24 protein-coding genes are annotated in these 22,523 nt (G+C 44.2%); 1 reads left to right on the top strand and 23 read right to left on the bottom strand.

Annotated features, from left to right (window positions below; genetic code table 11):
• Nucleotides 1-187: 187 nt before the first annotated feature.
• The 12 genes from OKX56_RS06145 to pth all read right to left on the bottom strand — a co-directional run bounded on the left by OKX56_RS06145 (nucleotide 188) and on the right by pth (nucleotide 10,096).
• Nucleotides 188-499 (bottom strand): FtsB family cell division protein, encoded by a 312-nt coding sequence (locus OKX56_RS06145; RefSeq protein WP_019224818.1) that lies wholly within the window; start codon nucleotides 497-499, stop codon nucleotides 188-190.
• Nucleotides 489-728, bottom strand: a complete 240-nt coding sequence (locus OKX56_RS06140) for a sigma factor-like helix-turn-helix DNA-binding protein (protein WP_025204977.1) — start codon at nucleotides 726-728, stop codon at nucleotides 489-491. Before OKX56_RS06140 ends, OKX56_RS06145 begins: the two co-directional genes overlap by 11 nt.
• 137 nt (nucleotides 729-865) lie before the next feature.
• On the bottom strand, nucleotides 866-1,318 hold the full coding sequence (gene yabQ / locus OKX56_RS06135) for a spore cortex biosynthesis protein YabQ (RefSeq protein ID WP_019224820.1): 453 nt from the start codon (nucleotides 1,316-1,318) through the stop codon (nucleotides 866-868).
• Between the two features lie 42 nt (nucleotides 1,319-1,360).
• Nucleotides 1,361-1,639 carry a sporulation protein YabP gene (yabP, locus tag OKX56_RS06130; RefSeq protein WP_025204976.1) on the bottom strand — a complete coding sequence of 93 codons (279 nt, stop codon included), beginning with the start codon at nucleotides 1,637-1,639 and terminating at the stop codon, nucleotides 1,361-1,363.
• A gap of 65 nt (nucleotides 1,640-1,704) precedes the next feature.
• A complete protein-coding gene (locus tag OKX56_RS06125; protein WP_015045101.1) occupies nucleotides 1,705-1,959 on the bottom strand; it encodes an RNA-binding S4 domain-containing protein in 255 nt (84 codons plus the stop codon).
• Nucleotides 1,960-2,058: 99 nt separating this feature from the next.
• Nucleotides 2,059-2,331 carry a non-specific DNA-binding protein Hbs gene (hbs, locus tag OKX56_RS06120; RefSeq protein WP_015042343.1) on the bottom strand — a complete coding sequence of 91 codons (273 nt, stop codon included), beginning with the start codon at nucleotides 2,329-2,331 and terminating at the stop codon, nucleotides 2,059-2,061.
• Nucleotides 2,332-2,418: 87 nt separating this feature from the next.
• On the bottom strand, nucleotides 2,419-3,588 hold the full coding sequence (mazG, locus tag OKX56_RS06115) for a nucleoside triphosphate pyrophosphohydrolase (protein WP_025204973.1): 1,170 nt from the start codon (nucleotides 3,586-3,588) through the stop codon (nucleotides 2,419-2,421).
• A gap of 232 nt (nucleotides 3,589-3,820) precedes the next feature.
• Entirely contained in the window at nucleotides 3,821-4,369 is a 549-nt protein-coding gene (gene spoVT / locus OKX56_RS06110) for a stage V sporulation protein T (protein WP_015042341.1), read from the bottom strand.
• 237 nt (nucleotides 4,370-4,606) lie between these two features.
• Nucleotides 4,607-5,551: a peptidylprolyl isomerase gene (locus OKX56_RS06105; RefSeq protein WP_025204972.1), complete on the bottom strand. Its 945-nt coding sequence runs from the start codon at nucleotides 5,549-5,551 to the stop codon at nucleotides 4,607-4,609.
• A gap of 61 nt (nucleotides 5,552-5,612) precedes the next feature.
• On the bottom strand, nucleotides 5,613-9,182 hold the full coding sequence (gene mfd / locus OKX56_RS06100; RefSeq protein WP_287895883.1) for a transcription-repair coupling factor: 3,570 nt from the start codon (nucleotides 9,180-9,182) through the stop codon (nucleotides 5,613-5,615).
• Nucleotides 9,183-9,280: 98 nt separating this feature from the next.
• The gene (locus tag OKX56_RS06095; RefSeq protein WP_167539421.1) at nucleotides 9,281-9,457 is read right to left on the bottom strand and encodes a hypothetical protein; all 177 of its coding nucleotides are present in this window, start codon (nucleotides 9,455-9,457) and stop codon (nucleotides 9,281-9,283) included.
• Between the two features lie 66 nt (nucleotides 9,458-9,523).
• The gene (gene pth, locus OKX56_RS06090; RefSeq protein ID WP_025204970.1) at nucleotides 9,524-10,096 is read right to left on the bottom strand and encodes an aminoacyl-tRNA hydrolase; all 573 of its coding nucleotides are present in this window, start codon (nucleotides 10,094-10,096) and stop codon (nucleotides 9,524-9,526) included.
• Between the two features lie 202 nt (nucleotides 10,097-10,298).
• On the opposite strand from pth, the gene OKX56_RS06085 reads away from it, so the two are divergent.
• Nucleotides 10,299-11,060, top strand: coding sequence for a PRC-barrel domain-containing protein (locus OKX56_RS06085; protein WP_025204968.1), 762 nt, complete (start codon nucleotides 10,299-10,301; stop codon nucleotides 11,058-11,060).
• A gap of 13 nt (nucleotides 11,061-11,073) precedes the next feature.
• On the opposite strand, the gene OKX56_RS06080 is transcribed toward OKX56_RS06085, so the two are convergent.
• From OKX56_RS06080 to OKX56_RS06030, 11 genes are all read right to left on the bottom strand, one after another.
• Nucleotides 11,074-12,015, bottom strand: coding sequence for a ribose-phosphate diphosphokinase (locus OKX56_RS06080; RefSeq protein ID WP_019224828.1), 942 nt, complete (start codon nucleotides 12,013-12,015; stop codon nucleotides 11,074-11,076).
• Nucleotides 12,016-12,025: 10 nt separating this feature from the next.
• Nucleotides 12,026-13,387, bottom strand: coding sequence for a bifunctional UDP-N-acetylglucosamine diphosphorylase/glucosamine-1-phosphate N-acetyltransferase GlmU (gene glmU / locus OKX56_RS06075; RefSeq protein ID WP_025204967.1), 1,362 nt, complete (start codon nucleotides 13,385-13,387; stop codon nucleotides 12,026-12,028).
• A 230-nt stretch (nucleotides 13,388-13,617) separates the two neighbouring features.
• A complete protein-coding gene (gene spoVG / locus OKX56_RS06070) occupies nucleotides 13,618-13,875 on the bottom strand; it encodes a septation regulator SpoVG (protein ID WP_015042333.1) in 258 nt (85 codons plus the stop codon).
• A 112-nt stretch (nucleotides 13,876-13,987) separates the two neighbouring features.
• Nucleotides 13,988-14,800, bottom strand: a complete 813-nt coding sequence (purR, locus tag OKX56_RS06065; RefSeq protein WP_019224831.1) for a pur operon repressor — start codon at nucleotides 14,798-14,800, stop codon at nucleotides 13,988-13,990.
• A 47-nt stretch (nucleotides 14,801-14,847) separates the two neighbouring features.
• A complete protein-coding gene (locus tag OKX56_RS06060; RefSeq protein ID WP_015042331.1) occupies nucleotides 14,848-15,534 on the bottom strand; it encodes a GntR family transcriptional regulator in 687 nt (228 codons plus the stop codon).
• 6 nt (nucleotides 15,535-15,540) lie between these two features.
• Nucleotides 15,541-16,440 (bottom strand): 4-(cytidine 5'-diphospho)-2-C-methyl-D-erythritol kinase, encoded by a 900-nt coding sequence (gene ispE / locus OKX56_RS06055; protein WP_025204964.1) that lies wholly within the window; start codon nucleotides 16,438-16,440, stop codon nucleotides 15,541-15,543.
• An 88-nt stretch (nucleotides 16,441-16,528) separates the two neighbouring features.
• Nucleotides 16,529-19,159 (bottom strand): cyanophycin synthetase, encoded by a 2,631-nt coding sequence (gene cphA, locus OKX56_RS06050; protein ID WP_025204963.1) that lies wholly within the window; start codon nucleotides 19,157-19,159, stop codon nucleotides 16,529-16,531.
• On the bottom strand, nucleotides 19,156-20,031 hold the full coding sequence (locus OKX56_RS06045; RefSeq protein WP_025204962.1) for a cyanophycinase: 876 nt from the start codon (nucleotides 20,029-20,031) through the stop codon (nucleotides 19,156-19,158). The genes cphA and OKX56_RS06045 overlap by 4 nt, the downstream gene beginning before the upstream one ends.
• 69 nt (nucleotides 20,032-20,100) lie before the next feature.
• Nucleotides 20,101-20,928: a sporulation peptidase YabG gene (gene yabG / locus OKX56_RS06040; protein ID WP_019224834.1), complete on the bottom strand. Its 828-nt coding sequence runs from the start codon at nucleotides 20,926-20,928 to the stop codon at nucleotides 20,101-20,103.
• A gap of 115 nt (nucleotides 20,929-21,043) precedes the next feature.
• Nucleotides 21,044-21,898, bottom strand: coding sequence for a 16S rRNA (adenine(1518)-N(6)/adenine(1519)-N(6))-dimethyltransferase RsmA (gene rsmA / locus OKX56_RS06035; RefSeq protein ID WP_025204961.1), 855 nt, complete (start codon nucleotides 21,896-21,898; stop codon nucleotides 21,044-21,046).
• Nucleotides 21,899-22,522: a ribonuclease M5 gene (locus tag OKX56_RS06030; protein ID WP_025204960.1), complete on the bottom strand. Its 624-nt coding sequence runs from the start codon at nucleotides 22,520-22,522 to the stop codon at nucleotides 21,899-21,901.
• Nucleotide 22,523 lies beyond the last annotated feature (1 nt).

Below are 22,523 nucleotides of genomic sequence, written 5' to 3'. Positions count from 1 at the left end.
CTAATTCGGGAATCTCCGTCGGCAATCATTTTTCTTGCTTCAGCAAAAAAACTATTGGCATTGTATCATATACGAATATCACCGCCCAATTGACATGATATTACCTGATCAAAAAGCGCTGCCGTTAACAAATTAAAAATAATTCGTTGTGCGGCAGCGCTTATCAAATACACTTATCATTTATAGATTAATTTTCCGACTCTTTGGGAGCTATTAAAATTTCTCCTTTACGAACCAGTCCAAGTTTTTCTCTGGCTAATTGTTCCACATAACTCGGGGTATTTAATTTCTCTATTTCCTCATGCAATTGACCATTTTGAGCAATAATCTGAAGCTTTTTACTCTCGAGCTCTGCTTTTTGCTGCTCAATGGAACGATCCAACTGAAGCAGCTGATAGGACCAGCTTCCGCCTAACATCAAAGCAATCCCCAAAACAATTACGAATATTGGGTTTATCTTTTTTATTCTCTTTTTTGTATGCTTTTTGCTATTTCTCATTTTCCTCATCATCCTCCAGTGGATAATTCAGCCCTAATTCATGATCCTGGATGATTCCGATGATCTGATATCCTTTGGTCTTGGCCCTTGCGAGCATGGTTGAAACAGAACTGCCGCTTATCCCCAAAACCTTGGCGATATCCTCGCTGGAACGCCCGCTTTCTTTAAGCATGACAGCTTGTCTCTCCCGGAAACTTAGTTTTTCCAACCCTCGTATTTCCCAGTGCAAAATCTTCTTTTCCTTATTGTCAATTTACCAACAAAGACAAAAATCCGTCTACATACCAGCTACATATTCCGTACAAATCAACTACAAAAATATTATAAGTATAGTTATTATATAATTAAAGCTAGTCAAAATCAATACTATTTGCTTTTTTTGATCAAAGTATTCCGGCTTATCGCTTCACCGATCCGATACAGAAGCATCCCCAGCCAGCGCAGAATGCCATAGGGAATCCGCATCATTCCGGCAATTCCGATGTAAACGCCCCGCAAAAACGCCTGGATAAGCTTTCTGATGAATTGGCTAACGTAACGGATCAAGCGAAATAATACATCAAAAATTTTTTTAACATATCGGCTAAAAATCGCAATATAGAGCAAAAGACCTAACAAACTTCCCAAAAAAAGATAAAAACGAAATTCAAGGTAATTTGCTTTTTGCGCTAAGCAAAAAATAATTCCAAGCGCAGCAATAGAGAAAAGTAAATCCCCCAAAAACGTCTGTATCTTTGTCAGGCCCAAATGCCAGCGTAACATTCGGTAAAAATCAAAACATATCCCAACAAGTAATCCACTTAGGACAATGCTAATCAAAACAGCAAACTCGCTAATCCCGATTTCGCCCCCTTCAAAAAGCTATTTGAAAATTTTTTCCCATACTCCTTTGGAGGTTTCTCCAGATCCACTCGCAGCATAAGTCAGCATGTCAATTTGGCCTTCAATCTCCAGCTCTGATTGTTCGAGGTTGAGATTGTTTACACCCAGGTCCCGCCCCTTAATCGTCACCCTACCTTTTGTGGTATCCAGCGTAATCTCTTTGGGGTCGAACGATTTTACCTTTTTTACCCCTGAAACCGTAAGTAGTCTTCTGTCTTTGATAACAATCTTATGCTCAATTTCCTGTTGGCCTGTCATTTCCATCCCCCCCAAAGCCCTTTCTGAATAAATACTTATTCAGAAAGTCGGGGGTTTAGACATCATTATTTTTTTTCATCTTTAATCAACTGATAGAGTGTCTCAGCTTCTTCCGCCTTGGCACTTGGTGGCGTCGACAGCACCTTGACCTCAAGGATATGATTCCGCATATCAATGCAAATAATGTCTCCAGGCTTTACTTCTGCCGAAGGTTTGGCAACTCTGCCATTTACACTGACTTTTTCGCCTCCACAGACATCCTTGGCCACAGTTCTCCTTTTGATAAGCCTTGATACCTTAAGATATTTGTCCAGTCTCAAACAAAACAACTCCTTATTTTGAAATGCATCTTAAAAAACCAGGCTCAAAAAGAACCTGGTTTTTCGCAATCAAGCTATGAACTTAAAAAATTCAAGAACTTACTGTACTGACTCTTTTAAAGCTTTTCCTGCCTTAAAGCCAGGTACTTTGCATGCGGGAATGACAATTTCCTCTTTGGTCTGAGGATTTCTACCAACACGCTCTTCTCTTTTCTTAACCTCAAATGTACCAAAACCAACTAATTGGACTTTCTCACCACTTGCCATTGCTTGACTGATTGTGTCAAAGACTGCGGCTACCGCTTTTTCGGCATCCTTCTTGGTGAATTCGGTCTTTTCTGCTACTGCAGCAACGAGTTCCGCTTTATTCAAAAGTCTCCCTCCCAATAATAATAAACTAATAGCCTCTATATTCGCTATGAAACTGCATTCTCCTTCTTGGAAATGCTAAAATAAACCTCAAACCCCAGTTTTTTCTTCACTTTTTACCACTTCCCAGAAAAAATTCATGTTTTCCATGCTCATTCCTCCTCTGTTAGGTCCTTCCAAATCTATTTTGTGCACCATTTTATAAAATCTTTGTTGAAATTTCTTCGTCCCCTGCCGCAGGGCTTCTTCAGCGTTTATTCCGAGAAAACGCGACAGATTAACAATAGAAAAGAGCAAATCGCCTAGTTCTTCTTCTATTCTTGGACTTTTTCCCACTTCCTTTTCAAGCTCAGCGAGCTCTTCATAGATTTTAGAAAGGGGGCCCCGGTGATCCTCCCAGTCAAAACCGGCTTTGGAAGCCTTTTTTTGAGTCTTTTCAGCGAATTGCAGCGCTGGAAGCCCTCCTGGAATATCAAAGAAATTCCTTTCCGTTTCTTTTTCCGGACTTTGGGATGTCAGCTTTTCCATTTTTTTAATTTCATCCCAGTTTACCAGAACCTCCTGGCTTGATGCTACTTCAACTGACCCAAAAACATGAGGATGCCGGCGTATCAGTTTATCCGAAATGCCCTTTATGACATCGTTCAGGCTGAATCGCCCGGATTCCTCTGCAATGCGGGAATGGAACACGACTTGTAATAATAAGTCTCCCAATTCCTCACATAAATTATTCATATTTTTGGAATCAATTGCATCCAACACTTCATAGGTCTCTTCAATCAGATATTTCTTCAGCGACTCATGGTCCTGCTCCTTATCCCAAGGACACCCCCGAGCAGAACGCAATTCGGCCATAATTGCAGTGAGCCTTTCCAGCGGGTCACTATTTTCCCTGATCATTGTCGCCTTCAGAGTAAAAGAGGTTCCAAGCCTTCGGTAAAGTCCGGCTGTGATCCTGCCTTCCGCGATTGGGAAACCCGGCAAAGCGAGCGTTATTTGCTTCTTACCGGACACCGTCATAACCTTTTCTGCAATCAAATCGAGTCCTGTGTCTAGGTCTAAAAGAATATTTTCCGTTTTTTCCGCTGCTGCGAATATTTCCTGGCACGGAAAACCCTCCCGAATCAGATCTGAAGCTGCCGGATGTTCGGCATTCCACAGGAATATCAGATCTGAACCTTTCAATAATTTATAGGCGGCAAGAGACAAAGAATCAAGTCCTTGGTCTCCGAGGCCCAGAATATTTAATATCGGGTTCACTTGCTTTCCTCCTGTTTGATATTAAGGTTGATAAGGCACTCGTTGCTTGTCCAATAATACTATAAATGGTAGGAAGATCTTTGGCAAGCATCTCGGGACGCCTTGGTACTTACCCCAACTGGACTTTCACCAATTAGGTAATACGCGCTTATCTGAGCACGCACCATTAAGAAAAGGACTGTCAACATGCTGTTAACAGTCCTTTTTGATTTTTATTCTTTGCATTTAAACATTACTGTTCCATTTGTTTGGCTAAAAAGCCCGCTGCAGTTTCAGCAAGTTTGATTTCCAAATCTCCCATCTTGATGTTCGGTTCTTTGGACATGAGTACGACTACCCCAATGGGATCGCCTTCAGCAATAATCGGTGCAATGACCTGATTTGTTGCTTTGACTTTCTCCTCTCCTTCTGTTTCTTTCAAAACAGAAGATTCTCCCGTATTGTAAATGGTCCTCCTTTCTTCCATGGCCTGCTCGGCTACAGCGCCAAGAGATTTGTTTAGGTAGTCTTTCTTGGAAGCCCCTGACACCGCGATGATGACATCTCTATCTCCGATACAGGCAATATGTCCTGTTGATTCAAATAAAGAATCCGCATATTCTTTGGCGAAGTCTCCCAACTCACCAATGGGCGAATACTTCTTTAGTATCACTTCCCCTTCTCTGTCCACAAAAATCTCCAGTGGATCTCCTTCTCTTATCCGTAAAGTCCGCCGGATTTCCTTGGGAATAACTACTCGGCCAAGATCATCTATTCTTCTGACAATTCCGGTTGCTTTCATTAAGTTCTCCCTCCTTTTTCCAAAGCGACTAATTCAATCTTAGTATATATCTTGAACTGCTTTATTATTCATATTTTTCCATACACGCAAAAAAGAATAATCCAAGATGACCGATCTGTCTTGTACCAAAATATTCTTGGTCTATTGCAGACTCACGAATAAATAAATAGAGGAGTAACAAAAACTGAAGTTTTGTTACTCCTCTTATGGTTTGATCAGATTAAACAATCCTATTGCTTATTTAGCAGTTGTATCTGCCGGTTTTAATTCTTCGGCGTATTCGACTTCAGCTGCTTGTCTGAGTTCCGAATAATAGCTTGATACTTTCAGATTTTTGGCATTTGCCAAAGCAGCTTCCTGAACGCTTGTTTTAACCTTTTCAAAGTCAGGCACAACAGCCTCTTTATGGTCTTCAACCAAAATGACATGGTAGCCATATTCCGTCTTCACCGGTTTTTCCGAGATGGTTCCTACCTTCTGGCTGAAAGCAGCCTCTTCAAATTCAGTCACCATTTCTCCGTGGGAAAAATAATCGAGATTCCCGCCTGAATCCTTACTGCCGGTGTCTGTAGAATATTCCTTGGCCAGTTCGGAAAAATCTTTACCAGCCTTATACTCCTGGATTACTTTATTGGCTTCCGCTTCAGTTGCAACCAAAACGTGGCTGGCCTTGACCTGTTCATCCTGTCCGCCAAAATCCGAGTAATGCGATTCAAAATACTGCTGGACTTCCTGATCCGAAACTGTCACATCTTTACCAACGTAATACGAAAAAGCATAAAAATTGGCCACTTCTTCTTCGGTCATCGCCTGTTCTTTCAGAAAACTTGCATAATCCTGATTGGTCAGCGTACTTTTGAGCTCATCTATTTTCTTTGTAACATCTGGATTGGTTGTATCCCATTTATTCTTCTCAACTTCCTGTCGAATTAATTCTGTCATAATAATATTTTCGAGGACGGAACTCTTGATGCTTTCCAGACTGGCCTTGCCCTCATCCGTGCTAAAGTCCATACCCTGCTTCTCATAATAGGTTTTGCTGGCATTTAACTTTTCTTCATAAGTCGTCATGGGGATACTTTGCTTATTCACTTTAACTGCAAATTCCTGTTTGGCGCAGCCATTGAGCATAAGCAGCGAAGCAAGCAGCATGATGATCATTGTTATTGTTATTTTTTTCATTAATCCTATCTCCCTTTCGCTGGATGAAGTCATTATACCAAGTTACGATTTATTAAGCAATTTAAACTGTACCGGATACGGTCCTGGCAGCTGCTGCCGGATGCATCACATATTCCTCTAAAATATCAAATAATTTGAATATGGCTTTAAAGATATCTTCTATACTCGAAACCCTAAGCCGCAGATTCAATTCAAGATTACCTTGTTCCCCAGCTGCAAATGACAACGGGTAAGGAAATTTTGCGGCAATACTCATCAGCTGTTCTCCGGATATTCCGGGATCAGCGGCAAACCGCAGGGAGATATTCTGTTTATGCTGAGCAACCTGTTCGAGACCCAGTTGTTTGGCTTTCATTCTTATCCTGATAATTTTAGCCAGGTTTTCAACTTCATCGGGCGGGTTTCCAAATCTGTCCACCAGTTCATCCAGAAAGTCACTTAAGTGTTCTTCACTAGAAATGCCGAGCATTCTCTGGTAAAGCGTAGCCTTAATCTGCTTATCCACGATATATTCATCAGGAAGGAGCGCCTTGACCTGAATATCTATGACTGGCTCAGCGACTTCTTCCACTGTTTCACCACGTAATTGCTGAACTGCCTCTTTCAGCATCTTGACATAAAGGCTGAAGCCAATGCTTGCAAGATGCCCATGCTGCTCCCCCCCGATAAAATTACCTGCTCCTCTTATTTCCAAATCACGCATGGCAATCTTGAAACCGGAACCAAATTCAGTGAATTCCCTGATTGTAGTCAGCCTCTTTTCTGCCTCTTCTGTCAGAATTTTTTGCGGTTGGTATAAAAAGTAGGCATACGCTTTCCGGTTTGACCTGCCCACCCTGCCCCTGAGCTGATAAAGCTGGCTCAGGCCAAATTTATCCGCTCCATCGACAATAAGTGTATTGACGTTCGGCATATCCAAACCTGTTTCGATGATGGTAGTGCAAATTAGAATATCTTTCTCTTTTTCCAAAAAGGAAATCATTTCTTTCTCAAGCTGGCTTTCGCTCATCTGCCCATGTACAACCCCACAACGGGCTTCCGGGATAATCAAATTCAGCAGTCTGACCACTCTATCCAGTGTCTCGACCCGGTTATGGACAAAAAACACCTGGCCCCCTCTGTATAATTCCCTGCGTATTGCATCTCTTACTAGATCCGCATTAAATTCGGCAACAAATGTCTGAACAGGGAACCTATCTTCCGGAGGCGTCATGATAACGCTCATATCTCTTAAGCCAACTAGAGACATATGCAGGGTTCTGGGAATCGGCGTAGCTGAAAGGGTTAAAACATCGACATTGGTCTTCAGGGTTTTGAGCTTCTCTTTGTGAGCAACACCAAAACGCTGCTCTTCATCGACAACAAGCAGACCCAGGTCCTTGAAGCTAACACCTTCCGATAGGAGACGGTGGGTACCGACCACGATATCAAGCGACCCGTCCTTCAGACTCTGAATGATCTGCTTCTGTTCCTTGGCTGTGCGAAAACGGCTTAGCATTTCGATTTTTACAGGATAATCCATAAAGCGTTCTCTAAACGTATTATAATGCTGCTGGGCGAGGATGGTCGTCGGTACCATGACTGCAACCTGCTTGCCGCTGATTATCGCCTTAAATGCGGCTCTCAGGGCAACTTCAGTTTTACCGTACCCCACATCCCCACAAAGAAGCCGGTCCATCGGCCGGGACTTCATCATATCTTTCTTGACTTCCATAATACTCTGCAACTGGTCTGGTGTTTCTTCATATGGGAAGCGGTCTTCAAACTCTTTCTGCCAATGGCTGTCTTCCGGATAAGCAAATCCCACAGCCCCTTCCCTTTTCGCATAAAGCTCAAGTAAATTGATGGCCATCTCTTTAACAGCACTCTGTGCCCTGGCTTTCGCCTTGTTCCATTCATTGCCGTTCAGTTTGTTCAGCTTGGGCGTGCTTGATTCTTCTGTCCCGAGGTATTTCTGCAGCAGCTGCAGCTGATCAAGCGGCACATACAGCTTATCTTCACCGGCATAACGAATCGCAAAATAATCCTTTTCAATACCATCGACCTCAATGGTTTCAATTCCGGTAAACTTGCCGATTCCATGGTAAAAGTGCACAACGTAATCACCTGGTTTAAGGTCGCTGAAAGAAAGAATATCTGTTTCTTTTGGGCCTTTTTTGGGCTTTGCCTGGTGTTTTCGTTCTCTTCGGTATATTTCCGATTCTGAAAAAATAACCATTTTGCTTACAGGCAGTTCAAAGCCTTGGTTGATCGAAAGCGGATAAATATAAACGCCGCCCTGTATGATTGGATCTTCCATCCTGACCAGACTGGCATTAATGCTTCTGTCCTTTAACCCTTGCCCAAGTCGCTGAGATTGTTCCTCGTTCCCTGCAAAAAGTGCAATCATGTATCCGATGGACTTCCACCGCTGAATCTCTTCCACCAGGATTGAAGTCTTACCATACCCGGCTAAAGGGCGGGCAATCATGTTCGTCACTCTTTTAGGGTCAAACCCGGGTATTTCCCGCAATAAATTCGACAGGCCCAGCAAAGGACGCTTTCCGCTAGCGAGCAAATCTTCAAAGCTGATAAATAAATGATCGGGATTAACAAACTCTTCTCCCTTTTCTAGGTTGTCCGTAAATTCAGTAAGACGCTGATTGGACTGAAAATCCAGCTGCTCCTTAAGCCGGAGCGGTTCATCGAGAAATACAAGACAATCCTGATCGAGCCATTCAAAGAAAGGAACATACTCTTCGGACAGCAGACTAAGGTAAGGATAAATGCTTTCATCAAGAATTCCCGTGTTCAGCCGGTTTTCAAGATATTCTACTTTTTTATGAAGTCTCTTAACCGCTTCTACCCGATCCAGCCGCTGTAAACGACCGACGGCTTTGCGGGCCCTGGCTTTGATTTCCCCTTTCAGATCCTGCTGCCTTTTGGTATCAATAACATACTCCTGAACAGGAACAATAAGGACCTCAGAAATACTTTCCAGTGATTTTTGGGTCTCCAAATCAAATATCCGGATAGAATCTACTTCCTCATCAAAAAATTCTATCCTGACAGGATCTCTGTCATGTGGTGCAATATCGAGAATCCCACCGCGCAAAGCAAACTGTCCTCTGCCCTCAATGGTTTCTTCACGTTCATAACCGGCCTCTACCAATAAGCGCATAAGGTCAGAAACTGCATACTGTTCCCCGACCTTAAAAAGGATACAATGTATCAGCCACTTTTCCGGGCGAATTAGTTTCTTCATGATCGCCTGGACGGGCGCAACGACAATTGTTTCGCTGTCTGTTTCCCGGTTGAATGGGAGCAGGCTGCTCAGGACCCGGATTCTCTCTGCCGTAATTTCGTGACTTCTGCTGAAAACTTCAAACGGAAGCCACTCTGTTGTCGGGAAAAGCATAATATTTTTTCCGGGAAGCCATGCCTCCAGATCTCTTGCCCATTTTTGGGCTTGTTCATCTGTATAGGTGATGATCAGAGCCTGCTGCTTCAGCAAGGAGACCTGGGCTGCAAACGCAGCTTTTTCGCTGCCGGTCATTTGGTAAATCATTTGTGGGGACTCTTTTCTGCTTAAGGCAGCGCTTATTTCCCCAATATCCAAACCTTTGTACAAAAAATCATTAATCGTAGGCATGTGCTGCCCTCCTGCAAAAAGTGGCTCATTCCTTATCATATCTCTGGTCAGGATAGAAAATACCTGTTCTCCGAGTATTCGGGTTGAGCAAACCATATTTACTGATAGTACGTCACTCGGCTGATATCCAGTTCCCTCATGCATTTTGAGCAAAGTGTATAGGCAACATTACCTTTAATTTCAACAGAAAAATCCATCCTGAGTGGCCTGGCGTCATCCATCTCCAGTTCACCAACGATGGTATCACAGCAACGGCATATTTTAAGCATATACATAGGATAAAACACCTCCTAAGTAATATGCTTGCCTATCCAATCTAAGGTTATACGCTTCAGCTTCATTTAAAGTGACTGTTTTTCCTGGTTAAATAGATTCATGGCCTCGTCCCCACGGCCCTCTATCCACAATCCTACAGCGCGCTGTGCCCTGTCCAGAGTACCATCCAACACTGCTTTTTCCTCTTTGGGAAACGTTGAGAGTACATGATTAACCACATCAAATTCTGTCTTTGGTCTTCCAACGCCGATTTTAAGACGCCAGAAATCCTGTGACCCCAATTCCGAAATTATGGATTTCAGTCCGTTATGTCCCCCGGCACTCCCTTTGGCCCTCAATCGTATCCTGCCGAGGGGGAGATCCATATCATCATGGACCACCAATATATTCTGCGTATTTATTTTATAATAGCTTATCAGTTCCCCAACGGCTAAACCGCTTAGATTCATATAAGTAATTGGCTTCAGAAAGAATATCCGCTCATCTTTGTTTCTCATTTCAACCACTTTACCGCGAAAATCATTACGAAAAGACAATCCTTCCTGAGCCGCAATTCTGTCCAGTAGCATGAATCCTGCATTATGTTTTGTCTCGCTATATTTAACTCCCGGATTCCCGAGACCGATTACAGCCCTCATAAATTCTCCTTATCGGCATATCGTTTAAGTCCTAAGCATAAATTGAATAGACAGAACAGCATTAATCAAGGATTAATTTTATAAAGATTATTTTTTAGAAAACTTGGCTGGCGCCAAGCTTTGGCGGTAGCCTTAGTTGCACTTTGATCTGTCGGAAAGCTGTTAGCGTTTTCTTGATAGACTTAAAAAAGGAGGGAATCCTATGCTGCCCAGTAAAAAAATTTTATCCCTGCCGATTATTTCTCTAAAAGAAGGCCAACAAATCGGGCTTGTGCGCAATATCGTCATTGACCCGAAAGCCAAAGCTGTTGCCGCATTGATGGTCGACCCCAAGGGGTTCTTCAAAGAACAGCGTATTATTCCTTATAACAGGGTTGTCAGCATTGGTGAAAACGTCATCACCGTCAGCACTGAGAATCAGGCGGAAAAAGCGACAAATTTACCTGATATTTTAGAACTTCTCAAAGAAAAAACGGCGATCATTGGAACAAAAGTCATTACTGCCAGCGGCAAAACCCTCGGTATCATTGAAGAGTTCTATATCGATACCGAAAATGGCATGATATCAAGTCTTGATATCTCCGGAGGTAAAATAGAGGGGCTTTTCAAGGGAAAAGCCAGCCTGAAAGCCGACGATATTCTTACCATCGGTTCCGATGTCGTCGTTGTGGTTAAAGACTGTGAAGAGAGACTTGAACTTTTTACGAAAGGCATCAATGATAATGTCAAATCCATGATCCAGGTTGCTTCCCAAAAGGCAAGCCGAAAAAGTCAGGATCTGAACAGATTCTGGAAAAAGAACAAGGACGCTGAAACAAGCGAAGATTTCCCGGATGATACAGACAAACCAATCCAGCCTGTCTCAGCAGAAATCAGCACGTCTGTTACGGATAATTTCTGCGAGGGGCAAGATGAAGAAGCCACCACCAATGCAGACAAAGGTCCCAAAGACGGCCTTATCTAAGTGCTCCGAAGAACTAACTGAATAATTTACTGACGGATAAATCCTCATGGATTCTAACGATAGCTTCGCCCAATAAAGGAGCAACAGAAAGCACTTTAATCTTATCAATCTTCTTTTCCGGGGTTAAAGGAATGGTATTTGTTACGACAAATTCTTTAATAACGGATTTTTCGAGAATGCCGATAGCAGGGCCAGATAATACCGGGTGCGTACAACAGGCATAGACCTCTTTGGCTCCTTTTTCCATCAGTACAGCTGCAGCCTGGGTAATCGTACCACCGGTATCTGTGATATCGTCAATAAGTACTGCTATTTTTCCCTGCAGGTCACCGATGACATGCATTATTTTTGATACATTCGGTTCAGGCCGACGTTTATCCACAATTGCGAGCGATGCCCCGATTCGTTCCGCAAAATTCCTGGCCCTGCCGACTCCTCCGATATCAGGTGATACAACGCAAATATCTTCGAGTTTCTTCTCCATAAAATATTCCGCGAGGATCGGTACTCCGGGGAGATGATCAACTGGAATGTCGAAAAATCCCTGAATTGCAGGTGCATGAAGATCCATGGCCACCAGACGATCCGCTCCAGCAGTCGTTATGAGATTGGCCATGAGTTTCGCCGTAATCGGTTCTCTGGCCTTTGTCTTCCTTTCCTGTCTGGCATAGCCGTAATAGGGAACCACTGCCGTAATCCGATAGGCTGACGCTCTCCGCAAGGCATCAATAAGGATTAACAGCTCCATAATACTATCGTTGGTTGGCGCGCAGGTCGGCTGAACAACAAACACATCGGCACCCCTTACGCTTTCATCAATTCCGATGTTGATTTCGCCGTCCATAAATGTTTTGACATTGGCAACCCCCATGGAAATGCCAAGATAATCGGCAATCTCCTGCGCGAGTTCCCTATTTGCGTTTCCGCAAAAAATTTTAAGTTCTTTCGTAGCCATAATTTTCCCCCTACTTTTTCTTGGACAAGTGCCAATTTTCAATAATTCGCTGTTGTGATCTTTCGATCGCCAGAGCCTGATCAGGAACATCTTTCGTAATTGTTGACCCGGCGCCGATGACTGCTTCTTTGCCGATAGATACCGGAGCAACAAAGTTTGTATTGCTGCCGACAAAAACACGGTCTTCAATAATGGTCTGATGCTTATTCTCGCCATCATAGTTGCAGGTAATCGTTCCTGCACCTATGTTCACATTTTTGCCCAACCTGGAATCGCCAATATAGCTCAGGTGAGGGACTTTGGTTCCCTCTTCAATGATGCTGTTTTTAATTTCTACGAAATCACCAACTTTAACCTCTTTACCCAAAACCGTTCCGGGTCTCAGGTAAGCATACGGTCCCACAAGGCAATTCTCTCCGATCACCGCGTCTCGCGCAACAGAGTGTTCGATCTGACATCCCTTCTGACAAACACAGTTGATCAGTGTTGTCGAGGGGCCAATGTTTGCGCCTTCTTCAATCCTGGTATTTCCTTTAATCATTGTAAAAGGATTAAGGATGACGTCCTTCCCAAGAACAACTTCCGCATCTATAAAAACCGATGGAGGATTGATGATCGTTACTCCCTCCATCATCCAGTATTTTCTGATTCGATCATACAAGATATCCTCAGCTTCAGCCAGCTGAACCCGATTATTAATGCCTAAAGCTTCTGACGGGTCGTCCGTACAAAAGATCTCAATTTTTTGACCGTACGAAAGTAGGATATCAAAGACATCAGTGAGATAATACTCGCCCTGGGCATTTTTAGGTGTAATCTTCTGAAGCGCAAATTTTAAGGCTGCTCCGTTGAAACAATAGGTGCCTGTATTGATCTCCTTAATCCCTTTTTGCAAAACATCTGCATCTTTTTCTTCGATAATGCCTTGAAAAACATTGTCCTCTTTCAATATCCTTCCATAACCAGAAGGATTCTCCATGACCGCCGTGAGTACTGTAGCTGAAGAGCCCGTCTTTTGGTGAATCTCCATTAATGACTGAAGCGTATGCCCGGCTAAAAGCGGCTGATCCCCGCTTAAGACCAGAATGCTACTGTCTTCATCGATCAATGGCAATACCTGCATCACGGCGTGACCTGTGCCCAATTGTTCTTCTTGAACAACCACCCTGGTTCGTTCCCCAAGGTGTTCCCACAACATTTCGCGGCCATGACCGACAATCGTAATAACATCATTAATTCCCGGTTTTGCAACCTTCTCCAGAACGTGGTCGATCAGCGGACGGCCAGCCAACGTGTGCATCACTTTTGGTAATTCCGATTTCATACGGGTACCTTTTCCCGCAGCCAAAATGACTGCTGTAAAATGAGACATTTCCTTATTTACCCTCCAAAGTGATCAAGTACCTTATCAACCTTAAAATATCCTATGATTGATGAGCAGATACTCGCATAGTTGTACTTCATTATTATAACGAATTATTGCCAAGAATAAAAAGAAATTACAGATATTTTTTTGTATTCCGCCTATATTATTGCAGATTTATTTAATATGATAAAAAAGAGACCTCTCAAATGATGGTCTCTCCTCAGCTGAATCAAATATTATTCAATGCCCTTTCCGTATTCTTCCAGTACCTTAGTCTGGATTTTTTCTCTTGCCGCAGATGAAATCGGGTGGGCAATATCGCGAAAATCGCCTTCCGGGGTCTTTCGACTGGGCATCGCCACAAATAAACCATTCGTCCCTTCAACCACTTTTACATCGTGAACAACAAATTCGTTGTCAAATGTAACCGATACGACTGCTTTCATCTTGCCTTCGGCATTTACCTTTCGGACTCTGACGTCAGTAATCTCCATGCTGAGAATCACCACCCTTCTCTTTCGCCTCCAGAAAAATCTTCTTTTTTTATTCTCTATTTGGCAAAAAACTCCTTCTTTTTAACAAAAAAAATTTCCAATTCAAAATATTCTACATCATTTTTGGGTCATTTGCCTTGACAAACGTCCTGCCTTTTGAAGAATCGATTTCCAGCTGCAGAAGAGCAAGGTAGTCTTCGACTAGCCTTGAGTTATTCCAGAGTGTGTCTTCCATCAAAATGCCAAGGCCTACGACTTTGGCATCAAATTCCTGCATAAGGTCGATCAGCCCTTTGGCTGTGCCCCCGGCTTTAATGAAATCATCAATGATCAGTACTTTTTTCCCGGTACCCAAAGCCTTGCGGGTTAAAGACATGGTCTGAATTCTTTTGGAGGAACCGGATATGTAATTGATACTAACCGAAGAACCTTCCGTCACTTTATTGCCATGCTGCACCACAACAGCAGGTACACCCAGCGCATCAGCAGTCATCAGGGCCAGCGGAATCCCTTTTGTTTCAATCGTTATCACGGCTTCAGGACTTCTTTTCCGAAAAACGCTCGCAAAAATAAGCCCTAATTTCCTGGCAATGATAGGATTATAGAGAATATCAGACATATAAAGAAATCCGCCAGGAAGCGTTCTGTCGCCCGCATTTAAGTTTCCGGCAAGAGATGTCAGGAAGTCTTTTGCTTCTTCTCTGCCGATTCCGGGCAAATACTTGACACCTCCGGCCGCTCCTGAGATTGTATCCAAATTTCCCTTGTCCGTGAGCGTTAAACTTTCTTTAATCGCGACCAGGTCTTCACTGATGGTCGATCTCGCAGTATCAAAACGGTCGGCAAAAAAACCTAAAGTCAAAAGCTCATTCGGGTGGGAAATCAGGATTTCTGTTAACGCAATCATTCTTTCAATTCTTTTCATGCAATCATCTCTTTTATTTTATCTCATAAAACACTATGCAGGAACTGTTATTCGCTTTTACGGCTCGATGACATGCCCCTTAAAGCTTCAAACATGACATTCCCGGCATTTTCAATATGCGCCGCTGCAAGCTTTTGCGCTTCTTCCACATCATGCCTTGCCACAGCATCAATGATCGCCCGGTGTTCCTGAATCGTATTTTTAACCCTTCCCGGAACTGCCAAAGATGTTGTCCGGAACCGCTGTGTCTGCTCTTTCAGGTTTGCAAGAATTTGAATCAGCCTTTCATTCCGGCTTGCCTTATACAAAAGAGCGTGGAAGTCTATATCGGACTGGACAATAACATCCAGAGAATCAGGCATTTTTTCATAATATAAAATCCGCTCCATCTCGTCAATTTCTTCTTCTGTAATCTTCTCGGCGGCGAGTCCTGCTGCCAGTCCTTCCAGGGCTGCGCGGATTTCAAATACGTCTTTAACATCCTTATGAGAGACTCCTGCCACATAAGCGCCCCTTCGCGGAACCATGACCACAAAGCCCTCCAGTTCAAGTTTACGGATCGCTTCTCTTACAGGTGTACGGCTTACGCCCATTTCTTCCGCCAGCTGGATTTCCATCAAGCGTTCTCCCGGCTCCAGGACTCCACTGACGATAGCCTCCCGTAGAGCCTCAAGCACAATTTCCCTCAGAGGTTTATAACTGTCAAGTTTTACCGGTACTAAACGTCTTTCCACCAAAAATCACTCCTTTTCTCCAGATTTAATATTTCGAGAACCGATCGTTTTTACTAACCAGGTTTGATGATAACCCTTCTCAGCCAGAACCTTGCGCATCTTTTCTCCCTGACCATGATCCTTTACGACTCCGAACAGTGTAGACCCGCTTCCGGACATCAGAGCTCCAAGGCAGCCTCCTTCCAGCAGCCACCGTTTTAAGACAGAAATCTCAGGGACAAGATCAAAAACAACATTCTCCAGATCATTGGAAAGCATTCTGCCAATCATATCAATCCTGGCAGCACTTAGAACACTCACCCATTTTTTTTGATTGAGCTTCGAAAATTCAGCGCGTTTATCAAACAATCGATATGCATCTGCAGTGCTTACTCCCTGTTCCGGTTTAACCAGGATGATATCCATCTCGGGCGCCCGGGGAAGTTCTTTGAGTTCAGAACCGGTCCCTTCCCCCCATGCTGTTCCTCCAAGCAGACAAAATGCCGTATCCGAACCACACTGTTTAGCCAGTCCCACTAAATGTTCATAAGAGAAAGGATTTGACAGTAGCCTGTTCAGTCCTATAAGAACAGCTGCGGCATCACTGCTTCCCCCGGCAAGCCCCGCCTGCAACGGAATATGCTTTTCGATATTAATCTCAGCTCCGGGAGTTACACCTGATGTCCTGGCCTTATATTCATCCAGAAAAAGCCCGGCAGCCTGATAAGCGAGATTTTTTTCGCCGCTTAATTCGCCGCAAAGGCAAGATATCCCGTCACCTTGAAGTGTGATTTCAACCCGGTCAAATAGAGACACAGATTGGAAGACCGTTTCAAGACTATGATATCCGTCAGTCCTGATATCATTGACAGCCAGCGCGAGGTTTATCTTGGCCGGTGCCAAAACAACCACAGAATTTTCTTTCATATTTACCAAGTTCTTTTACCTTTGATACGATAGAATTATTTTCCTAATATTATAGCGTATTACACCCTCATCCTGCCAGAAAAATATTCTAATCCGCCAAATTTCTTATTTCCGGCAGGATTAAATTGAGGTGGTCATTAATGATTTTTCTTAACGGCTCTGCTTTTTCATAAAAGATCACAACAATATCTCCTTCTCTGGCTTTTGCCAGAGCTTCGCGCAGTGCTTCCTCTTCCTTAAGAATGATCTTCATTGAACTTGCCTTTTTCCCTTCACTTAAAGCCTCTTCATAGATCATATGCGCAATTTCTCCTGATTTTCTGCCTCGCAGATCTGCATCTTCCTTAATATACAGCAGATCAAATCCTGCGGCAGCTTCCCTGGCAAATTGTTTTACTGTGGCGTCGCTTCTGTCACCGGGCAAGCCGATACACCCCACAATCCTCTTGTGCCCAATCATCTGAAGTGTTTGGACAACCTCTTTAATACCGGCAGGGTTATGACCGTAATCCAGAACTACCTTAAAGCCATCCATTTCATAATATTCGAGCCTTCCCTGATTATCTTCAGGATTTTGCCCGAAGCCGCTTACCGCCCTCCTGATTTGCTGAGCATTATATCCCAACGCATAGCAAGCTGCAACAGCTGCCAGGACATTTTGAACATTATGCCTCGCTTTTCCTCCCCAGGTAATCGGGATTTTGTTCAGGTTACAAACAGTTGAGCCGCAGGTCCCCTGATAAATCCATATCTTCTTCTGATCTGCGACCACGGCAACCCCTCCAAACGCCAGGTGTTTACAGATTCTTCTGTTCTGGATTTCGGTACTAAAATAAATAACATGTCCACTGGTTTTTTGGTCCAGGTTCACAACCTGAGGATCATCCGCATTCAGAATGGCAAAACCATGCTTTTGTACTCTTTCAGCAACCAGACTCTTCACCTTGCTCAAATCCTCAATATTGTCAATACCGTATTGACCGAGATGATCCTCAGAAATATTTGTGATAATCGCAACATCCGCATAATCATAACCGAGACCTGCCCGTAAAATCCCCCCTCTGGCTGTTTCCAGGACTGCAACTTGGACATCGGGGTGTCTCAGAACAGTCCGGGCGCTGGCAGGTCCGCTGTGATCACCCTTGCTGAGCAGCCTGTCATTAATATAGATTCCTTCCGTGGATGTCATCCCTACCGTTAACTGCTGTTTCCGGAGCATCTTACTTAAAAGACGGACGACAGTTGTCTTGCCATTGGTTCCTGTCACCGAGACAATAGGGATTCTGCCGTTTCCATGCGGAAGGAGCATATTGACAATATCCCTGCCGATATTCCTGCTTTGGCCGGCACTGGGCAGCAAATGCATTCTTAAACCCGGAGCTGCATTGACCTCAATAATTCTGCCATCCTGCTCCCGGTAAGAATGCCTGATATCTCCCAGAATAAAGTCTATCCCGGCAATATCAAGTCCCAGTACGCTTGCTGCGTAAACAGCCAGCTCAGCATTATCCCTGTGCACCAAACCCGTCACGTCCACTGCCGTTGATCCGGTACTGAGGTTCGCACTTTGCCGGAGTACGACTTTTTCTCCAAGATGTGGAACAGATTTCAGCGAAAATCCCTGCCGGCTGAGATCCAAAATAAGAATGGGATCAACCGCAATTTTTGATAAATACTTTTCATGCCCCGTTCCCCTTAGAGGATTGTTATTTTCCTGTTCGATCAGTTCTTCAATGCTCGATTTGCCGTTTCCGGCAACCATCGGCGGTCTTCTCCTGGCCGCCGCCACCAATTTGCCCCCAACAACAAGAAGCCGGTAGTTGTTTCCTTTGATGTATTCTTCGATAATCACCTTTGTGCTGTAGACCTGCGCCAGGCGGCAGGCTTTAACAATCTCACTTTCCTTCGTTAAATTGAGAGATACACCTTTCCCTTGATTTCCCAGACATGGCTTTATAACCACACTGCTGGCAAATTGTCGGAACAGCTTCAGAATCTCCTCTTCCGAAGAAGCAATCTTTCCGCGTGGAACCGGTATGGCAGACTCACTGAGTATTAGCCGCGTAAGCTGTTTGTCTGATGCAATATCTGTTCCGATGCAGCTCGTTCCACTTGTCATCGCCGCCTGTATTCTTTTTTGCAGACGGCCATAGCCAAGCTGATAAAGATTTCCATCCCCGAGCTTATCGTAAGGAATACCTCTGTCAAGGCAAGCCTGAAGAATGGCTTGCGTGGACGGCCCGGGCATATACGCTGAACGAAGTTTTTTTAATTGAGCAACCAACGGCTCAGCATTCGGCTCTTCCCCATAGCGCAGCTGGTTGAGAAAACCGGCTGCAGCATAAAGTGCCTCAATCGCTGCTTCCTTGCATTCATATTCATAGATCACCTCATATTCTTCCATTTCTTCAACCAGAACACGCGTTTTGCCGTAACGGCTTTTTTCTCCGGCTAACGTCAGCAATTCTATACTGACATGCTCCAGTACATGTCCAGGCAATGTTCCTTCTTCCAGTCTTTCAACAAACCCTCCGGGTTTTCCACGGGAACAGGTATGGTCGGCAAGTGAAGGTAGCGCCTTTAACAATCTTTGATTGAAATCGCCAAGCTCATGGGTCATTTTCCCCTGCCATTCGGCAATACTGACGATTCCACGGATCACGGGCCTGTAACTGAAAAAGTTTGCACCTTCAATTGCTTTCACCTGATGTATCCTCATGAAGATGTAGCCTCCTGTTTCATTTCCTTTTTAGACAGCTCCGAATGATTCATACTGAATCCTTCAGCCTCACTCAGAAAGCTGGTCCGTTCAGTAATATTAAATCTCCAGCCTTCACTCAAAATGTGTACTTTGACCGGGGCAAGGGCCAGAGGCTTTCCATTATTTAAGTCATCCACATTACTGATTACTGCACATGAAGCATCGGTAATAAGTACTGTTCCGCGCCCGATCACCCGAAAGTTCCCGTCATTTCTGATATGGACAGATGTATCTTCATCAATTCCGATTCCTAAGAAGTACGGATTTAAGGAGACAGCCGTCATTAGCCGTCCAATCCTTCCTCTTTGGGCAAAATGTTGGTCAATAATGATACCCTTCAAAAGTCCTAGTCCGGGGGCCATCTGAATTAAGTCTTCACCAGGCGTATCTCCCTGTCCGCCGATGATCATTGTATCAGACATTACGGATGCTCCGGCACTGGTCCCTCCGATAATAACCCCTTGCTCATACAGATGCTGCAAGGCCATACCCATTGCAGTTCCGCCGATCATCGCTGTGATCCTGAGCTGGTCCCCCCCTGTAAAGAAAATACCGCTGGCTTGAACGATCTTTTCAATATTTTCACCTACATTGGCAGACGCTCTGTCTTGAATGGCAATCACGTCTATATTTGAGCAGCCAAACTTCATAAAAAGGTCTCTATAAATGATCCCCGCCTGCTCCCCGTCCTCTGAAGCTGCAGTAATAACACATATCCTGGATCTTTTTTCTCCTGCCTCGCGATAATAATATTTTAAAATTTTACAGTCTTTTTCCTTGTCTTCTGCTCCGCCGATAATAAGCAGATTTCCCATAATATGCTCGGTCATAGCATCCCTCCGAGCTTAATTTGTGGAAATCTGCGTAAATTATTCCTAAACTTGTATTTTATTCATGAATTAATGCTCTACTTTGGGGTAACCTCTTCTGAGCTGTCCTCTTGTTTCAATTCCGCCTACACCGTCTACGCCCGTAACTGTATGCCGAATAATATCTTTGAGAGAAACGGTACGGTCAATTGGCGTATAGGCAATGCTCTCCACCAGAAACACAGGGTCTAAGGCATGAATCATCATTCGTCTTGGCGAAGAGGCAAAGTTTGCACCGGCTTCAATGATTGCTTCGAAATTAGACTGGCATCCGCCTGCAAAGATAACCAACTGATCTTTATTCGGCTGAATTCTCCTTGCTTCCGTAACGGACTGCACAAAATGACCCGAGCTCCGGTAGCTGTCCAGACTTTTCAAATTGCTTTTCCCTTTAAGCAAAGAATCATGGCCTGTCAAAACCAGAATATCCGCCGGATAATCTCGCAAAGACCCGGCAATTGCCTTGGGCTGTTCCGCTTCCGATTTGCAAATTCCTTTGGCCTGAAGTCCCAATTGTCTATACGTTTTTAGACAATGATCCAAATATTCCTGATCTCCGTCCAAATGAAGAATTTTGCCCGGTATTTCAAAGTACTCTTCTTCAACCTTGAATTTGCGATCGTAGACAACCTTACGGAATTTTTTATAAACTTCCTGAGAATCGGCCAGCTGATAATGGACAATTTGCTTATCATCCTTGAAAATAAGGTCATCGACATCGGCGTCGGCGATTAATCGGTAATTGAGCCCACCGAGTACTGCCGTTACTTTCTTGCGCCTTTTATTCAGGGCCAGTATTTTTAGAAATAAATCCTGGTTATAAGAAAGGCGGGCCACAATATCTCCTGTCTTAAACATGTCTAACCCTCCTGCTCTTCGCAAACTCCTTTAAAAATAGCTGCATCTATATTTTCTGATTTACTCTATTTTATGACATAAAAAAATACCGGTTCCCAAACCGGTATCCTTAGAATCAATTTCTTTGCGCCTCCCAGACGGCTACAATCTTCTGATAATCAAGTATCCCGACATCTTCAGCCCTGAGCTTCGGGTCTACTCCCGCAGCCTTGAGTATCTCCGCAGTTAGCTCTTTGGGTAAAGAGAGTCCGCTGGAAAGCGTATTCAGCAGCATCTTCCTTCGCTGCGCAAAAGCCGCCCGCACAACCTTGAAAAAGACGTCTCTCTTTTCCAATGAGAATCCTGGATATGGCCGGATATCCAGTCTTAGCACCGTCGATGTGACCTTCGGCTGAGGCCAGAAGGCCGAAGGTGGAACATCGAACAGCCTTTTAACCTCGGCTGATAACTGAACGGCAATCGATAATATCCCATAATCCCTTCCCCCGGGCAGGGCACACATTCGGTCGGCAACTTCTTTCTGAACCATTACGGTCATGCCCAGCAGCGATTCCGCTTGGTTAAGGAAATGCATTAGTAGCGGATTTGTGATGTAGTACGGGAGATTGCCAATCAGCCAGCCTTTTTCCTGTCCCCAAAGATTGGCTAGTTTAAGCTTTAGGGCATCCATATGCAACAGAACAAACGGGTAGGCGTTTAATTCTCTTTGGAGTAACTCAACTTTTTCCTTATCAAGTTCTACCGCCCACAATCTGGGGAATTTGGGGGCAAGCATCCTCGTTAGAGCACCCGGCCCCGGTCCAATCTCAACCAGCGGCAGATCATTTAAGGGCATACCCTCCCGAACGATCCTTTCGATAATACTGTCATTAACTAAAAAATTTTGACCCAAAGATTTTTTGGCCCGGACCCCATGGCGTACAACTCTGCGGACATAGGACGCCGTATCTTCCCATCCTGCTTTCGTCACTTACTTCCCATTCCCTTCCATCTGCTTTACTGCGGAATAAAATTCGTCTTTAGTTATCCCAAAACGGTTGACGCGAAATAAAAATTGCTTGGCGTTGGTATCCCCAATCCCCAAAATTTTCCCGAGCCGGACCCGTTTTGCAGCCGAACAGCATTGCCCAACCAGGCCGCTTTGCCGCAAATCAGCCATTACTACCGCCTCAGCATTTATCTTCTCAGCAATTTTCACTCCGTCGTTGCTGTCCATATTCGAAATCTTTACTTCGAGTATTTTGGAAAACGCTTTCCTGATCTCCTCCGAAGAAACGTTTTCCAGGCCAATATCATAATCTTTCGGATTGCGCGCTACCTCGACGGAAAGATAAACGTGCCTGGCTTTCGGGATCCGTTTATTGATTCGCTCCCGAATCTGTTTTCCAGCAAAATCAGGATCCGTACAGACAATAACGCCACGTCTCTCTGCCATCTCCGCAATATACTCCAGCTTTTGCTCGGTCAATCCAAACCCCTCCGTCCAGATGACGTCAACTTTGCCCAGGGCGCGTCTGACCGCATGCGCATCGTTTTTCCCTTCGACCACGATCAGCGGTTCATAATCAAGATCCGTATTTGTGTTGAAATTCATT

Origin of the sequence: Dehalobacter sp. (assembly GCF_030063005.1) — a bacterium.
Classification (GTDB): domain Bacteria; phylum Bacillota; class Desulfitobacteriia; order Desulfitobacteriales; family Syntrophobotulaceae; genus Dehalobacter; species Dehalobacter restrictus.
Note: the sequence above shows the minus strand (reverse complement) of the source record. Positions and strands in the feature narration are given on the sequence as shown.

Coding starts and splice junctions, on each gene's coding strand:
- OKX56_RS06145 (WP_019224818.1), bottom strand. CDS start 499: ATGAGAAATAGCAAAAAGCATACAAAAAAGAGAATAAAAAAGATAAAC.
- yabP (WP_025204976.1), bottom strand. CDS start 1,639: ATGACAGGCCAACAGGAAATTGAGCATAAGATTGTTATCAAAGACAGA.
- spoVT (WP_015042341.1), bottom strand. CDS start 4,369: ATGAAAGCAACCGGAATTGTCAGAAGAATAGATGATCTTGGCCGAGTA.
- OKX56_RS06105 (WP_025204972.1), bottom strand. CDS start 5,551: ATGAAAAAAATAACAATAACAATGATCATCATGCTGCTTGCTTCGCTG.
- mfd (WP_287895883.1), bottom strand. CDS start 9,182: ATGCCTACGATTAATGATTTTTTGTACAAAGGTTTGGATATTGGGGAA.
- OKX56_RS06095 (WP_167539421.1), bottom strand. CDS start 9,457: ATGTATATGCTTAAAATATGCCGTTGCTGTGATACCATCGTTGGTGAA.
- pth (WP_025204970.1), bottom strand. CDS start 10,096: ATGAGGGCTGTAATCGGTCTCGGGAATCCGGGAGTTAAATATAGCGAG.
- OKX56_RS06085 (WP_025204968.1), top strand. CDS start 10,299: ATGCTGCCCAGTAAAAAAATTTTATCCCTGCCGATTATTTCTCTAAAA.
- OKX56_RS06080 (WP_019224828.1), bottom strand. CDS start 12,015: ATGGCTACGAAAGAACTTAAAATTTTTTGCGGAAACGCAAATAGGGAA.
- glmU (WP_025204967.1), bottom strand. CDS start 13,387: ATGTCTCATTTTACAGCAGTCATTTTGGCTGCGGGAAAAGGTACCCGT.
- spoVG (WP_015042333.1), bottom strand. CDS start 13,875: ATGGAGATTACTGACGTCAGAGTCCGAAAGGTAAATGCCGAAGGCAAG.
- purR (WP_019224831.1), bottom strand. CDS start 14,800: ATGAAAAGAATTGAAAGAATGATTGCGTTAACAGAAATCCTGATTTCC.
- ispE (WP_025204964.1), bottom strand. CDS start 16,440: ATGAAAGAAAATTCTGTGGTTGTTTTGGCACCGGCCAAGATAAACCTC.
- cphA (WP_025204963.1), bottom strand. CDS start 19,159: ATGAGGATACATCAGGTGAAAGCAATTGAAGGTGCAAACTTTTTCAGT.
- OKX56_RS06045 (WP_025204962.1), bottom strand. CDS start 20,031: ATGACCGAGCATATTATGGGAAATCTGCTTATTATCGGCGGAGCAGAA.
- yabG (WP_019224834.1), bottom strand. CDS start 20,928: ATGTTTAAGACAGGAGATATTGTGGCCCGCCTTTCTTATAACCAGGAT.
- OKX56_RS06030 (WP_025204960.1), bottom strand. CDS start 22,522: ATGAATTTCAACACAAATACGGATCTTGATTATGAACCGCTGATCGTG.